We start from the raw sequence: 13,564 nt of genomic DNA on the forward strand, positions 1-13,564 counted from the left end.
TCATCGGCCACGTCCAACGCGAGGACGTTGCCCTTCTTGGCGACCAGCGCCTCCACCGTACCGGCGGCGTCCGTGACGAAGGTGGTGACGTCGATGTCCTCGGGGTAGAGTTCCATCTTCTCGGCCTCGACCTTGGACAGGTCGAGCACGTCGTTGATCAGCCCGAGCAGGTGCTGGGCGTTCGATTTGATTTTCCCGAGATCCTTGAGGAGGCTGTCCTGGCCGAGTTCCTCCGCCTCCTCTTCGAGCATCTCCGAATAGCCGATCACCGCGGATAGCGGCGTGCGCAACTCGTGGCTCATGTTGGCCAAGAATCGGCTCTTGGCCCGGCTGTGCTCCTCGGCAGCCTCTTTCGCGGCCTCGGCCCGAGCATTAGCAGCGGTCAATTCCGATTGGTTGTTAACAAGGGTGCGGTTCGCACCGTCAAGGCGCTCCAGCGTCGCCTCGTTCTGCACAACGGACCGACGCAGCGAGTCGCAGATCCAGATCATGACGGCGCCAATCAACACGTACTGACACAGGAGCGAGACATCGACACCGTCGAGGCTCCCGTCGCGCGTGTAGAACCAAGTGGCGATCAGCGTGGAGAGCGTGAGGACCAACGTTCCGGCCCCCCGGCCGAAGGCGAGGCTTACCGCCAACAGAACGGGGATGTAGAGGAGGAAGGGCGCGATATAGGCCGGCGCTAGGAAGCGCACGAACGTCATGAACGTGACGAGCAGCAACGGTACGCCGTAGCGAATGCCCGGCGATGGGCGGTGTCGGGCGATGGTTCCGATCAGTCTATGCAAGCTGCTCATCGCGGAGGAGTGTCACGACACGTCCGTATCGCAAAGCCATTGCATCGACGGCACGAAAATCGAGTGGGTTCATGTGAACCGCCATGCGATGGTCCTATTCTATCTCATTGGGTCTAAACGCTGTTGGACCAAACCCATCTGCATCGTTGAGCGCCAAAGCCGGGAGCCGGAGCGCGGCGGCTATCGCGCGGTGCAAGGCGGATCAGGTTCGTGGCAGGCAACAGGAAGCTTGTAGATTGGCGCTTCAGCTCGCCATGGCCCGCATCTCGGGCCCACCTTCACGAAGCACGTAGCCGCGGCCCCAGACGGTCTCGATGTAGTTCTTGCCCCCGCTGGCGTTGGCGAGCTTTTTTCGCATTTTGCAGATGAACACGTCGATGATCTTCACCTCCGGCTCGTCCATGCCGCCGTAGAGATGGTTAAGGAACATCTCCTTGGTGATCGCCGTCCCCTTCCGCAGAGCAAGAAGTTCCAGCATCTGGTACTCCTTGGTCGTGAGATTGATCGAGGTTCCAGCGATCTGGACGAACTTTTTGTCGATGTTGACCGTAAGATCATCGATCGTGACGACGGCCTCTGCATGCCCCTGCGACCGGCGCACGATCGCGTGGATGCGAGCCACGAGCTCGTCCTTGTGGAACGGCTTGGTGAGGTAATCGTCGGCACCGAAGCCGAGGCCCTTCACCTTGTCCTCGATGCTGGCCATGCCCGACAGGATCAGGATCGGGGTCTTGACCCTGGCGAGGCGGAGCTTCCTGAGCACTTCGTACCCCGACATGTCGGGCAGGTTCAGATCGAGCAGGATGATGTCGTAATCGTAGAGCTTGCCGAGATCGATCCCCTCCTCACCGAGGTCGGTGATGTAGGTCACGAACCGCTCGGATTTGAGCATCAGTTCGATGCTCTCTGCGACCGACGCATCGTCCTCGACCAACAGAACACGCATCGTCCAACCCCGAAAAATCTAAGAAACTCCTAATGCGATATCCCTAACAAAAGCTTGACGCTTGATTTGCCAAATCGTTATGCAGAGCGATAGGTAATCCAAGGGTAATAACATGACTGATGGTGCGATGCTCGTTTCGGGGCGCAATGAGCTTGAAATGACGGCCGACCTCGTCGCCGCTTACGTCTCGAACAACAACGTGCCCGTCGCCGAACTGGCGGCCCTGATTGCCAGGGTTCATACCGCTCTTACCGGGCTCGGCAAGGAAGCCGTGCCAGAGCTGACTGGTCCCGAGAAGCCGACGCCTGCACAGATCCGCAAATCAATCACCCCCGACGGCATGGTCAGCTTCGAGGATGGCAAGACCTACAAGACGATGAAGCGCCACCTCACGCTTCGCGGGCTCACACCGGATAGCTACCGTGCGAAGTACGGCCTGCCGTCTGACTACCCCATCGTATCGGCCGCCTACTCCGCCAAGCGGTCCGAGCTAGCGCGTTCACTCGGCCTTGGCCAGCTGCGGCGCAAGGCAGCCGCTAAGGCTGTTGATACGGGAGAGACGATCTCGGAGGCGCCCAAGACCCGTGGTCGGAAGCTCAAGATGTGACGAGTGGTGATCATCGATACCTGCAACGCTCGCGTCGGGCGCGACAGCATCGTCCCGGCGTGGGCTGGCCTGGAAGCGAAGCGGACGTGGAGCACGAAGTTCAAGATGCGGACGCTGCGCTACATGACCCAGGTCGGCTAGCTGCCGGTTGCGCATGCGTAACACGGCAATACGCGTGTCACAGGCGCATAAACGTTTTTTTCCACGTACCCTTGTGGTTCTCAGCCTATGTGTGTCTAGGTTGTATTCCATCGCCAGCATGCCCGTTCCAGTGCTGACGACGGCGAGAGTTTTGAGCTTCCGCTTTCAGTGAGGCGAAGCCGTCATGACATTCGTATCAAACCAAGCTGCACTCGGCCTGCTCGTGCGCAAGATGGAGCGCAGTGGCCACCTCTCTAACGAGGAGCGGCAAGCCGTCGAGAACTTGTCAGCCAGAGTTCAGACATTTGCACCACGGCAAGACATCGTGCGCGATGGGGACAAGCCCGAGCACTGCTGCCTGCTGGTGGAAGGTTGGACGTTCCGATACAAGCTCCTCGGCGAGGGCCGGCGACAAATCTTGTCCTTCCACGTGCCGGGTGACGTGCCGGATCTACACAGCCTGCATATCAACACGATGGATCACAGCCTTGCGGCCCTGACCGAGGCCACGATCGCCTTCATCTCGCATGAAAGCCTGATCGATGTCACGAAGCGCTTCCCTGGGCTAGCGGCAATCCTCTGGCGCGAGACCCTGATCGACGCGGCAATCTTCCGGCAGTGGATCACCGGTATGGGGCAGCGCGATGCCTTTGGGCGGATGGCGCATCTTTTCTGCGAACTCTATTGCAGGATGGAAGCGATGGGTCTTGCGGCTGAGCACCGCTGCACATTGCCGATCACGCAGAGCGAACTTGGCGATGCACTAGGCCTATCGAGCGTGCACACCAACCGCGTGTCGAAGGAGATGCGGCGTCAGGGTCTGATCGAGCTCCGCACACGGACGCTCAACATCACGGCCTGGGACAGGCTCGCGCAGGCCGCCGAGTTCGATCCGGCCCATCTTCAACACTAACGTATGTTGCTGCCGAACCGCTGCGTATCGTATGACTTCATGCGATAGTTGGCCACGGTACCGGTAGTCGGCGCTTATGAGACTATTGTGCTCCCGCATATGCCGCGCGGAGAGCCATGTGCCTCGCTTCTTTTTCGATATCCTTGATGCAAACGCCAACGAGCGTGATGAGGTCGGCGTCGCGTGTGCCGACCTTGAGGCTGCCGTTGTCGAAGCCAAGCGAGTGCTCCCATCTATCGCGATCGACGAACTTCGACGTGATGGGGATTATAAGAACTATATGGTGATGGTGAGGGACGAGGATGGGCAGGCCGTCTACTCGGCGGCCCTGTCATTCGTTGGAACGCGGTTGATCCGGTGAGACCACGGTGCCTGACAGTCGTCCCAAGCACCAACCTCGGCGTCCCAGCACCGTCCGTCGCCGAGCTGGTCCAGCGTTCGGCGTAGACCAACCCAGATCCCAGAAAACGCCGTTCAGATCGTAGGGATCAACTTTGTAGATCCGAGAAGCCGATCGTACTCGGCTTCTGGCATTCCGTAGCAGGCGCCCGCTTGAGCAATTAGGTGCTCGCGGTCCTTAATGATGATCGCCCCACGCTTCGTTGCGATGACCCCAGCCCGTTCCAGAACGGCCATCGCCTCGCTGACGCCGGTGCGGTTCACGCCGAGCATCAAGGACAGGAAGCGGTGTGTCGTCGACAGGTCGTCACCCTCAACCCGATCGTGGCACATCAGCAGCCAGCGGGCGAGACGGGCTGCCAGCGTGTAGCGTGCGTTGGCGAGCGCTGTTCCAGCCATTTGCGCAGTGACGGTTTGCACATATCGAAGTAGCCGCTCACCGAGAGGTGAGGATCGAGGCAGGATCTCGCGAAAGCTCGGAGCGGACATGACCCAGGCTGAGCCTGCATTCTGAACTCGGCCATCAAAAGGGGCCTGATCGCAGCCAAGCAAGAGCGGAGTTCCGACGAGGCCTTCGCAGCCAACGAGCCCGACCTCCGCCTGTTCGCCGTCGGGAGCTTGCGCCACCAGCGAGACAATGCCGCGTTCGATAAAATACAAACTGGTGATTGGGGTATCCGTCTGGATCAGCACGTCGCCCACCGCGATCTTTTTTAGGGCGAGCTGGTCCCGAAGCAGATCGAAGTCGGATGGTGGCAGTCCGGCGAGCAAGCGATTGCGGCACGTGGCCTGTCGGAGCTGCGTCACGGGCTCGCCCTGAAAAGGGCGGGGGCACGAACCCTCAGCCGTGTGCGCCCGAAAGATTGCAAACGATGCGCAGGTTCTAGGGAAAACGTGACCGCGGCGCAAACTGTTCATCAAATGATGATTTGAAATGTCGGATTTCCGACATAGGGTCGTTTCGGTCAAATTTTTACTGAGGCGTGATGCAGCAGGTACTGACCCGGAAGCTGGAAGGCTTCGAGGACCTATCGGATGACGATCGCCGGGCCCTGGATGGCCTGGCGCCGCGTATCCGGCAGGTCGGTGCACGGGTCGATCTGGTCCGAGAAGGTGACGCCCCTGAGAATGTCCATCTGATCCTCGATGGCCTCGCCTGCCGCTACAAGGTGCTGCCGGACGGCAAACGCCAGATCATGGCTCTCTTGGTTCCGGGGGACTTCTGCGATCTGAACGTGTTCATCCTCGACCAGATGGATCACAACATCGGCACGATCTCCCCGTGCCATGTCGTCGACATCCCGCGTCGGGCGATCGAGGAGATCACTGAGGCGCATCCGCAGATCACGCGAGCCTTTTGGTGGTGTGCCCTCGTCGATGAGGCGGTGCTGCGCGAGTGGCTCGTCAACCTCGGTGGCCGTGCCCCGGAGCAGCGTCTCGCCCACCTCCTCTGCGAACTACTGGTCCGGCTCGATGCGGTGGGAAAAGTCACGAACGACAGCTACCCCTTTCCGTTCACGCAGCCCGAGCTTGCCGACACGATGGGCTTGTCCGCCGTGCACGTGCATCGTACGCTTCGAGAGCTGCGTGATCTCGGGCTGATCACGCTCAAACGACGGGTTCTAACGATCCACGATGTCGAGCAGCTCAAGGCGTTCTGCGGGTTCACGCCCAACTACCTTCACCTCAAGAACACGCGCTGGGGGGCACGCCGAAGCGATCCATGGCTGAGCCAGCTTCAGGGAAGCTAGGCATGGATGCACGCAACAACGTCGAGGCGTTGCTCGTGCTGCAGCCGATCATGGTTGACACGGGCAGCCCGGATCGGGAAGGGCGTCTCGTCCTGGCCAACGGCCTGCTGATTGCCGTGCTGGTGCGTCTCGATACCCCCGAGTACGAGGTGGGCCAGGGCTGGTTCGTAGAGGCGGCCTTCGGACGTCTCTTCGGGGTCTCGGCACCGATCTTCGCCACGCTGGAGGAGGCCACGCGATGGCTGCGCCAGCACTGGAAAGCATGACCGAAGCCGCAACGTTGCAAGTCTGCCTTCGCTGGGATTGCGCTATAAGACGAAGGAGGAGATGCGAAGCTACTAACTTCAGGCCATAACTAATCGTAAATCAGGGCTCACGGGACCTGAAACTCGGACGCAGTTCCGATCCGATCGTTTGGCTTCGTATAGAGCGGCGTCGGCGGCACGAAACAGCGCCGTTGGGTCAATGGCAATCGCTTCAGGGATCTGGGCCAACCCGCAGCTCACGGTAAGCACCCCATGTTTACTACCGGCATGAGGGAGCTTCCAACCCGCTACAGCATCTAGAATACGATCGGCAACTATCTTTGCACCGTCTTCACCTGTATTAGGGAGGAGGATAGCAAACTCCTCGCCGCCGATGCGATAGCCGGTATCACCAGATCGGCTGATAATAGCTTCGATTGATCGAGCGATGATCTTTAAGGCTTCATCGCCCTTCTGATGCCCGTAACGGTCGTTGAACCCCTTGAAGGAGTCGGCATCCAGCAGGATCAGCGAAAGCGGCTGTAAGGTTCGTACGGCGCGTGACCATTCATGAGCCAAAACCTCATCGAAGCGACGACGATTAGACAAGCCGGTCAGCCCATCCGTCGTTGCCAATAATTCTAACTCGACGTTAAGGGCCGTCGTCGCAATCTCGGCACTCTGCCGTCGATTGAGTTCGCGACGGAACAACCCCGTCAGGCCAATGGTGACTCCACAAAGGGTTAGTACGGTTCCTCCAAGTGTCAGAGCTTTCTGCCACCAATCCGCATAGATATCCGTCGGCGAGATCGCGGTGCTAAGTTGCAGAGGTTGATCGCCGACATGGGTAAATTCGAAGCGGCGCTCACCCTCTCCGATCATTGCTGGACCGATGAAGCTACCATTTTGGCGCGCCATGATGTGGTAATAGCTTGGCTGTTGAGCGACGCTTTTACCAAGCAGTTGCTGATCGAATGGCTCCCGCATCAAGATTGAGCCGCCTGGTCCGTATAAAGTCACAGTGCCGATATGAGCTACGCCCGCGGCGGCGAACAAGCCGCGGAAGTAGTCGAGATGGATGGCACCAGCGACGACCCCAGCAAACGAGCCATCTGGGTTCGACAGGCGGCGGCTCAACATGACAACCCATTTTCCCGTCAGGCGGGAGATGGCCGGTGGGCTGATATGTAGCCCATCATCGTTGTGAGCGGCAAAGTACTGAAAATACTCGCCATCTGCTCGGTTCAGCGTACGTGGCGTGACCGATTGCGAGTTGAGAATAACGTCGCCGGTCGCGTTCATCACCATGATGAAGCCGAAGCCGAGGCCGGTTGCCGAGCGATCGAACAAGATCATGTGACGGAGTTCGGGCGAGGCCTGCGCCACGTCCGTTCGCTTCATACCGTCGACCACCGCCTGTAACGATAGGCCATAGAGCTCGATATTGCGGGCGATATCGCGCTCCAGCACCTGCAGCAGGCTACGGGACGTGATTTCTGTCCGGCGGGTCGCATCCTCTCGCATGTCCCACAGCATCACGGCGGACACGCTGCAGAGACCGGCAACGCAGGCGAGATTGAACGCCGTCAGCGAGCGTGCCGAGTGGGTCCAGCGTCCAAGCAGGGCGAAGGGCGATCGGATGGTCATAGGCAGCCGTGAGAGTCCACATTCCAATTGTAATTCTTGAATGCCTAATGACTCCTTATCATCTGAAGCTATCAAACAATTGCTGAATGCCCTCTCATTTAATTGGGGTAATATTTTTACATTAGTACAAAACCTTGAAGTTGGTTGATACCGAAAGCACGCCCATTTTTTGAAGAGCGCTGCGTGTAGGGCGGCGCAGGCATTCAACCCTAGGTGTTGAAATTTGCAGGCTTTCAGCGCTACCGTGGCCTATCGTAAGCAAAATGGCTTGCAGGGGGTATGCAGATTTTATGGACCAGATGGCGGGAGACCGATTGCGACTCTTTCAAAATCTTGCAGCCCATGCAGCATTGACCCGCGCGAAAATGGGCCTATCGTTATCCGATGCAGCACGGTTATTTGGGATTGAGCAAAACATCATTGAAAAAATTGAGCGAAGAGAAGATTGCGACTTACCAATAAAGGTTCTGCTGCGCCTAGCGCAAGGGCTTGGCTTGACTGATGTCGGATTACCTCGTGAGAAACCTAATGGATCGGTGTAGAAGTCAATAGATATAAAATAGAAACCAACTTTCTATTTGTAAAAAATTGCAATCGCGCCTGGCAAACAGAATGTTCGTTAGAACGGCTGATGCTAGACGCCCCGGTTGCCGGACTTTACACGCTCCAGGGTACGAGCGCTTTCACGCTCGAACTGCCGCGGCGTCATCTCGCCAGCGTCCACCCGGCGGGCAAGCTGCGTCCGATAGGCGACAGCAGCTTCCTGATCCGGGCTGAGCGTCACGTTCATCCGCACAGCCGCACCCGTGCGCTCCGCCCACTCGGCATACGAGATGCGCCGGGCATCACGATCGACTCTAAGGCGTGCGATGTCCTCCTGAAACACGGCTGCCTTTTCTGGGTTCGGCGCGGCGGTCTGACAGGCGGCCAGGCTGAGCGAGGTGATAAGAGCAGCGACGATTGGGCGGTACATGGCAGTCTCCCGTGGATCACGGGCTTGGACGGTTGCAGCCGAAGAGACGATACCCGAACGGCAACACCACCATCGAAATCAAAACCCTTGTAGATGCGCGTCTCTCAACGGGACGGATCACAGGAACCCGCTCCCCGAGTGTCCCTTGAAGGCGTTCGCCCGCCAGATGTACCCGACGACCGTGCGGGTATCGCGATGGCCGCTCTGATCCATGATCCGGGTAAGGGCTGCGTTTCACGTGATCACGTTACCACGTTTCAACTTCCTACTCGCCCCGGTTTAGAGCGTCGAAGTCGCGTCCATGCGTCCGCAGCACCATGCGGAGCCCTTCGAGGTAGAGATCGTGTGGCTTGCAATCCTGTGCGACCGCGATCTCGCGGAGGGCCTTGAACACCTTCGGATGTGCGTAGACCGAGGCGTGTGGCTTCTCGTATCGGACACGCCGCTTGTAGCCATCCGGACCAGCGGGCTCCGCCAGAGCTTCACTTGCCACGTTCCCAGGTTTCACGTCATCACGCTGTAACGTGGTAACGTTGTCGCGTGACGACGTTACTGTGTCAGTTGGAACCTGAGAGGCGATCCGCGCGAGTTGGTCATTGATCGACGGTCGCGGCTTCTTGGTCATGCGTTCGGTCCTGCAAGCTGCGCCTTCACCCATTGCCAAAGCAGGCGAATTTCGGTTGCGGCTTTGCCTTTTGGGGCGAGTTCTGTAACCCCCTGCCCCATCGTCATCGAGTCGAGGAAGTCAGAGCGGGTAGCAACCATCGACGGCGCCAGGGCCCCGGAACTCACGAGCGCGGTTGCCGCATCGAGAGTCCGGGCCTGCGTCGTCGCATTGCACTGGTTCAGTACGAAGGCGAACGGCCTGCCGAGGAGCCGGATCTGTTCCACGGTCGGCCGGGCTGCCTCCACATCAAGGATCGACGGCTTCACTGGCAGGAGGCATAGGCTGGCTTCCCGAAGCACCAGGGCGACATCGGGGCCGTACCGCCCAGGCGTGTCCACGATCACCAGTGAAATCTGACCGTTAGCGCGCATCCGCTTGAGCGTGCCTGCGAAGGCCGAGGGTTCGACCCTCTGCACGTCTATTCCATCTGCTTCGCGCCGTCGTCCCCAACCGGCAAGCGAAGCCTGCTGATCCGTGTCGAGCACCGCAACTGTCTCGCCGTCCTGCATCGCCGCGGCAGCGAGGCTCGCGGCGAGCGTGCTCTTGCCGCTACCGCCCTTCTGCGTCGTAAGAGCCAGGACGCGCATCACAGGCCCGCCATCCCTGCCGGGTTCTGCTTGAAGATTTGCCCGGACCGGATGTAGCCGCTCGTCGTGTCGAACCGCTTGTGCCGAAGCTGCCGCTGGATTGCGTGGCCTGGTGCGTCGTTGGCCGCGGCTGAGGTGGCGAGGCCGGATCGAAGTGAATGGCCAGCAAACGCTGAAGCTATCCGCCGGGTCTCCTCCGGCGAGTGTCCGTCCACCAACGCCGCAGCTTCGATCGTCCGCTGGACAATCCGAGCCACAGTCCGGTCAGTGACTGCCTCCACCCCGAGTCTCCCATGTCGGTCGATCGGTCGGAACGCCGGCCCCTCCCGCAACTGAGCGGCGTTGATCCACGCGCGATAGCTCCGCACCGGGCACGTCTCCATCTTCGATCCATAGGGCACGCCGACCTCGGCGCCCTCGCTTTGCTGATCCGTCTTGCTGCGCCCGAGATGGATCACGAGGCCGTCGGGCCGCTCCTCGATCCAGGCAGCACCATCGCGGCGTGAAACCTCAAGCCCAGCGAGTTCGGACCGGCGCAACGCCGCGGCGAAGCCGATGAGGATCAGTGCGCGGTCGCGCGTACCGGCAAGGGTATCGGGCAGCGTTGCGATGGCGCGCCGAAGATCGACTGTCATCAGCGGACGCTTCTTCTCTGCCGGCTGTCCATGCGTCCGCTTGATCCCGCGCCACGCATCTCGGAACGCAGCCGAGGCGGTATCTAGAACGAAGCCTGCCGCAGCATGCTGTTCCCGGATTGCCGCAAGACGACGTTGTAACGTGGTAACTTTTAACGTGGCAGCGTGATCGATTAGGTAGGCGAGCACCGCAGCCCCACTGGCTGGTAAAGCAGACTCCCCGCGGGCCTCGCACCATGTCGCAAATGCACGTGCGTCGCTGGCGTAAGCGCGTCGCGTATTCTTGGCCCGCGCCTGACCCGCATACTCGCGCGCCCGGTCGGCGAAGGCTTCGAGGCTGGTCGGCGGGACGAGGCTTACGTCTGTGCTCACGGCTGAGGTTCCTCGCCCAGCGGTTTGCCTTCGTCTATCGCTGAGACGATCTGGTTCCGCACAAGCTTCAGGGCGGCTTGCACAGGATCGGCCCAATCCGGGCGCTGGGCCTTCTGTATGGCCTCAATCGGCACAAGGACGAAAAACCGAGTCTGTCCCCGCGAGCGGGCATGCAAAAAGCCGCGAACCTCGACCCCCGCCGCTGTCGGCCGGGCCTTGACGATGAAGTTCTGCCCGGCATGCGAGAAGGGGAGGCGAGGCAGTGTGGACGGCATGCTGACTTCTGAGGTCCGATAATCTCTTCTTATCGGACCCTAAACCGCCACGCAGGAAATGGCAACGGGATCGCGCTACCACGTTACAACGTGAAAGCGTGGAAACGTTAAGGATGCTGATCGGGCCTTTGTTATAGGCCGCCTAGCCGCGCCGTGGTCGGGTGCGCGAGCCGGGTGCGTTTTGATGATACCTCCCCTGCGAGCGCTCCACCCGAGCTAAACAAATGTGAGGCGCGTTTCAGCTTCTGTCCCTGACCCGTCATTCCGCTCGGCCAACGGTGGTCCGGCGCTTTCAATTTGTCATCGCGCCGCTAGCTTTATCTGCAGCGAACGGTTGAGGTCGATGGAGCGGTCAGCACACTTTATGGACATCACACCACTGCTCAACGATCAGCAAGAGGCTCTAGTCAAAGCCGCGGAAGAAGCGGTCTTGGAGCCATTGGCAGACTTTCCACATATCGAGCTGCGTTCGGGCGTGGAGCCGTGGGACAAGCGGCGCACCGCCGGCAAGATCCTACGTATCGAAATTCCTCATAAAGTTCATTCCGTACTGAATGTTAGCGCGGATCGTCCAGACCCGGTGATGCTGATCGAGGCAGCACATAAGGGCCGGCAATCGCACCTCATTCCTCTCCGCATCGCCCGCATGGCTTCCTCACCATTCGCTTTTCTGCGTGGGGCTGCCCAGGTCATGGCCTGGGACCTCGCTCATGGTCCTCGCACCGCAATCGATGTAGTTTTGAACGGGGACGCACATATTTCCAATTTCGGCTTGTTCGGCACCCCACAAGGCGATGTGGTATTAGATCTCAACGACTTCGATGAAGTCACAGTTGGACCGTGGGAGTGGGATCTCAAGCGGCTCTGTGCGAGCATCGAGGTGGCAGCTCGTGACGCTGATTGTCCGACGTCAGCACCTGTGGGACAGATTGAGGGTCTTCACGAACGGAGGATGGCTGGTTCATCGTAGCCCCTGAGGAGCGAAGATGAAGCAGACATCCGGACCGGCCAAGAAGCCGGCAGAAGCGGTGATCAAGGACATCCGTCGGGCCACACGTCGGCAGTTCTCGTCCGAGGAGAAGATCCGTGTGGTGCTGGAAGGCTTGCGTGGCGAGGACAGCATAGCCGAGCTTTGCCGACGTGAGGGGATTGCCGCCTCGATGTACTACGGCTGGTCCAAGGAGTTCCTGGAGGCTGGCAAGAAGCGCCTGTCCGGTGACACGTCTCGTGCGGCCACCACGGATGAGGTGCGGGATCTCCGTCGCGAAGCGGGGGCGCTGAAGGAGGTCGTAGCTGATCTCGTCCTGGAGAACCGTTTGCTTAAAAAAAGCATGAGCGGGGCTGGGGGCGACGAGGCATGAGGTACCCGGCCCCCGAGAAGCTGGAGATCATCCGGCTGGTCGAGCAATCCCACCTGCCGGTGCGTGCCACCCTGGACAAGCTCGGCATCACGCGCTCGACGTTCTACCGCTGGTACGACGCCTACCAGCGCGGCGGCCCCGAGGCGTTGAAGGACCATCCTTCGCAGCCGAGCCGGGTCTGGAACCGTCTACCTGCAGAGATCCGCGAGCAGATCGTTGCCTTGGCTCTGGAGCAGCCTGAACTCAGTCCGCGTGAGCTGGCGGTGCGCTTCACCGACGAGCGGCGCTACTTCGTCTCGGAAGCGACCGTCTACCGGTTGCTCAAGTCTCAGAACCTGATCACCAGCCCGGCCTATATCGTCATCAAGGCCGCCGACGAGTTCCGCGATAAGACCACCGCGCCCAACCAGCTTTGGCAGACGGACTTCACCTACTTGAAGGTCGTTGGCTGGGGCTGGTACTACCTGTCGACGGTCCTGGACGACTTCTCACGCTACATCGTCGCCTGGAAGCTGTGCACGACGATGCAGGCCAGCGACGTCACCGCCACGCTCGACCTGGCGCTGGGTGCGGCTGGGCTCGATCAGGCGCGGGTGATGCCGCAGCCACGCCTGCTCTCCGACAACGGTCCAAGCTACGTCGCCAGCGACCTGGCTGACTGGCTCGGCATTCGGGGCATGACCCACATCCGCGGTGCGCCATGCCATCCGCAAACGCAGGGCAAGATCGAGCGTTGGCATCAGACGCTCAAGAACCGCATCCTGCTCGAACACGCGTACTTGCCCGGCGAGTTGGAGACGCAGGTTGCCGCCTTCGTCGAACACTACAACCATGCCCGAGCCCATGAGAGCCTGAGCAACCTCACGCCCGCCGACGTCTACTTCGGACGCGGCGAAGGGATCCTGGCCGAGCGGGAACGCATCAAGCGCCAGACCCTGATGGATCGCCGCTTGCGCCACCACGCGCAGGCTGCCTAACCTCTTACCCCAGATGGACCAGAGCCTCCTCTCCTGAACACCGCTGAATGTCCCAAATCATCTGACGACGGACAATACGACGGCAATCATGCTCGCCCGATCAGTGGCGTCACAGATGGGTACCAAGTGTCGGATTTCGACCCAACCCGGCCGCTTGGATCGCCATGGGCGCTTCCCACAAGCGGTCATTCGTCGGTTGTCCGGCAACTTTGGCTAGCGGTGGAGAGCAGAAGTAGATTACTCGTCCCGAAACGGGCGTGCCACATCC

General features: G+C 60.1%; 18 protein-coding genes. 9 read left to right on the top strand and 9 right to left on the bottom strand.

The window, feature by feature from the left end; genetic code table 11:
* The coding region (locus tag ACFZ8E_RS26540) for a histidine kinase dimerization/phospho-acceptor domain-containing protein (protein WP_405044464.1) at window positions 1–800 on the bottom strand (800 nt) is incomplete at its 3' end.
* A 244-nt stretch (window positions 801–1,044) separates the two neighbouring features.
* Entirely contained in the window at window positions 1,045–1,746 is a 702-nt protein-coding gene (gene ctrA, locus ACFZ8E_RS26545) for a response regulator transcription factor CtrA (RefSeq protein WP_405044465.1), read from the bottom strand.
* Window positions 1,747–1,858: 112 nt separating this feature from the next.
* Here ctrA and ACFZ8E_RS26550 point away from each other — a divergent pair, with 112 nt between their 5' ends.
* From ACFZ8E_RS26550 to ACFZ8E_RS26565, 4 genes are all read left to right on the top strand, one after another.
* Complete coding sequence (locus ACFZ8E_RS26550) at window positions 1,859–2,353, top strand: MucR family transcriptional regulator (RefSeq protein ID WP_405044466.1); 495 nt, start codon at window positions 1,859–1,861, stop codon at window positions 2,351–2,353.
* A gap of 6 nt (window positions 2,354–2,359) precedes the next feature.
* Entirely contained in the window at window positions 2,360–2,494 is a 135-nt protein-coding gene (locus tag ACFZ8E_RS26555) for a DUF4113 domain-containing protein (RefSeq protein ID WP_405044467.1), read from the top strand.
* A gap of 184 nt (window positions 2,495–2,678) precedes the next feature.
* Window positions 2,679–3,407: a Crp/Fnr family transcriptional regulator gene (locus ACFZ8E_RS26560; protein WP_405044468.1), complete on the top strand. Its 729-nt coding sequence runs from the start codon at window positions 2,679–2,681 to the stop codon at window positions 3,405–3,407.
* Window positions 3,408–3,525: 118 nt separating this feature from the next.
* Window positions 3,526–3,768 carry a DUF6894 family protein gene (locus tag ACFZ8E_RS26565; protein WP_405044469.1) on the top strand — a complete coding sequence of 81 codons (243 nt, stop codon included), beginning with the start codon at window positions 3,526–3,528 and terminating at the stop codon, window positions 3,766–3,768.
* Between the two features lie 113 nt (window positions 3,769–3,881).
* Here the strand turns inward: ACFZ8E_RS26565 and ACFZ8E_RS26570 are convergent, their stop codons facing one another.
* Entirely contained in the window at window positions 3,882–4,577 is a 696-nt protein-coding gene (locus tag ACFZ8E_RS26570) for a Crp/Fnr family transcriptional regulator (protein ID WP_405044470.1), read from the bottom strand.
* 215 nt (window positions 4,578–4,792) lie between these two features.
* Here ACFZ8E_RS26570 and ACFZ8E_RS26575 point away from each other — a divergent pair, with 215 nt between their 5' ends.
* A complete protein-coding gene (locus ACFZ8E_RS26575) occupies window positions 4,793–5,557 on the top strand; it encodes a Crp/Fnr family transcriptional regulator (RefSeq protein ID WP_405044471.1) in 765 nt (254 codons plus the stop codon).
* Window positions 5,558–5,559: 2 nt separating this feature from the next.
* Window positions 5,560–5,823, top strand: a complete 264-nt coding sequence (locus ACFZ8E_RS26580; RefSeq protein WP_405044472.1) for a hypothetical protein — start codon at window positions 5,560–5,562, stop codon at window positions 5,821–5,823.
* 78 nt (window positions 5,824–5,901) lie between these two features.
* Here the strand turns inward: ACFZ8E_RS26580 and ACFZ8E_RS26585 are convergent, their stop codons facing one another.
* The gene (locus ACFZ8E_RS26585; protein WP_405044473.1) at window positions 5,902–7,449 is read right to left on the bottom strand and encodes a diguanylate cyclase domain-containing protein; all 1,548 of its coding nucleotides are present in this window, start codon (window positions 7,447–7,449) and stop codon (window positions 5,902–5,904) included.
* Window positions 7,450–7,739: 290 nt separating this feature from the next.
* On the opposite strand from ACFZ8E_RS26585, the gene ACFZ8E_RS26590 reads away from it, so the two are divergent.
* Complete coding sequence (locus ACFZ8E_RS26590) at window positions 7,740–7,991, top strand: hypothetical protein (protein WP_405044474.1); 252 nt, start codon at window positions 7,740–7,742, stop codon at window positions 7,989–7,991.
* 92 nt (window positions 7,992–8,083) lie between these two features.
* Here the strand turns inward: ACFZ8E_RS26590 and ACFZ8E_RS26595 are convergent, their stop codons facing one another.
* The 5 genes from ACFZ8E_RS26595 to ACFZ8E_RS26615 form a co-directional block, all read right to left on the bottom strand.
* Window positions 8,084–8,422, bottom strand: coding sequence for a hypothetical protein (locus tag ACFZ8E_RS26595; protein ID WP_405044475.1), 339 nt, complete (start codon window positions 8,420–8,422; stop codon window positions 8,084–8,086).
* A 265-nt stretch (window positions 8,423–8,687) separates the two neighbouring features.
* A complete protein-coding gene (locus tag ACFZ8E_RS26600; RefSeq protein WP_405044476.1) occupies window positions 8,688–9,047 on the bottom strand; it encodes a hypothetical protein in 360 nt (119 codons plus the stop codon).
* Window positions 9,044–9,676: an AAA family ATPase gene (locus tag ACFZ8E_RS26605; RefSeq protein ID WP_405044477.1), complete on the bottom strand. Its 633-nt coding sequence runs from the start codon at window positions 9,674–9,676 to the stop codon at window positions 9,044–9,046. The genes ACFZ8E_RS26600 and ACFZ8E_RS26605 overlap by 4 nt, the downstream gene beginning before the upstream one ends.
* Window positions 9,676–10,683, bottom strand: a complete 1,008-nt coding sequence (locus ACFZ8E_RS26610; RefSeq protein WP_405044478.1) for a tyrosine-type recombinase/integrase — start codon at window positions 10,681–10,683, stop codon at window positions 9,676–9,678. The genes ACFZ8E_RS26605 and ACFZ8E_RS26610 overlap by 1 nt, the downstream gene beginning before the upstream one ends.
* Window positions 10,680–10,958: a hypothetical protein gene (locus tag ACFZ8E_RS26615; RefSeq protein WP_405044479.1), complete on the bottom strand. Its 279-nt coding sequence runs from the start codon at window positions 10,956–10,958 to the stop codon at window positions 10,680–10,682. Before ACFZ8E_RS26615 ends, ACFZ8E_RS26610 begins: the two co-directional genes overlap by 4 nt.
* 364 nt (window positions 10,959–11,322) lie before the next feature.
* Between ACFZ8E_RS26615 and ACFZ8E_RS26620 the strand changes: the two genes are divergently transcribed.
* Window positions 11,323–11,928, top strand: coding sequence for a DUF2252 family protein (locus ACFZ8E_RS26620; RefSeq protein WP_405044480.1), 606 nt, complete (start codon window positions 11,323–11,325; stop codon window positions 11,926–11,928).
* A 16-nt stretch (window positions 11,929–11,944) separates the two neighbouring features.
* A protein-coding gene (locus ACFZ8E_RS26625; protein ID WP_405044481.1) for an IS3 family transposase occupies window positions 11,945–13,296 on the top strand; the annotation gives its coding sequence in 2 pieces (ribosomal slippage) (window positions 11,945–12,281 and window positions 12,281–13,296; 1,353 coding nt in all).
* The last annotated feature ends 268 nt before the right edge of the window (window positions 13,297–13,564 follow it).

The organism is Methylobacterium sp. HMF5984 (assembly GCF_045033435.1).
GTDB lineage: Bacteria > Pseudomonadota > Alphaproteobacteria > Rhizobiales > Beijerinckiaceae > Methylobacterium.

Bases quoted from the DNA above. Each gene is read 5' to 3' on its own strand.
- ACFZ8E_RS26620 (WP_405044480.1), top strand. From the start codon at position 11,323: ATGGACATCACACCACTGCTCAACGATCAGCAAGAGGCTCTAGTCAAA.
- ACFZ8E_RS26580 (WP_405044472.1), top strand. From the start codon at position 5,560: ATGGATGCACGCAACAACGTCGAGGCGTTGCTCGTGCTGCAGCCGATC.
- ACFZ8E_RS26575 (WP_405044471.1), top strand. From the start codon at position 4,793: ATGCAGCAGGTACTGACCCGGAAGCTGGAAGGCTTCGAGGACCTATCG.
- ACFZ8E_RS26605 (WP_405044477.1), bottom strand. From the start codon at position 9,676: ATGCGCGTCCTGGCTCTTACGACGCAGAAGGGCGGTAGCGGCAAGAGC.
- ACFZ8E_RS26595 (WP_405044475.1), bottom strand. From the start codon at position 8,422: ATGTACCGCCCAATCGTCGCTGCTCTTATCACCTCGCTCAGCCTGGCC.
- ACFZ8E_RS26560 (WP_405044468.1), top strand. From the start codon at position 2,679: ATGACATTCGTATCAAACCAAGCTGCACTCGGCCTGCTCGTGCGCAAG.
- ACFZ8E_RS26600 (WP_405044476.1), bottom strand. From the start codon at position 9,047: ATGACCAAGAAGCCGCGACCGTCGATCAATGACCAACTCGCGCGGATC.
- ctrA (WP_405044465.1), bottom strand. From the start codon at position 1,746: ATGCGTGTTCTGTTGGTCGAGGACGATGCGTCGGTCGCAGAGAGCATC.
- ACFZ8E_RS26585 (WP_405044473.1), bottom strand. From the start codon at position 7,449: ATGACCATCCGATCGCCCTTCGCCCTGCTTGGACGCTGGACCCACTCG.
- ACFZ8E_RS26590 (WP_405044474.1), top strand. From the start codon at position 7,740: ATGGACCAGATGGCGGGAGACCGATTGCGACTCTTTCAAAATCTTGCA.
- ACFZ8E_RS26615 (WP_405044479.1), bottom strand. From the start codon at position 10,958: ATGCCGTCCACACTGCCTCGCCTCCCCTTCTCGCATGCCGGGCAGAAC.
- ACFZ8E_RS26550 (WP_405044466.1), top strand. From the start codon at position 1,859: ATGACTGATGGTGCGATGCTCGTTTCGGGGCGCAATGAGCTTGAAATG.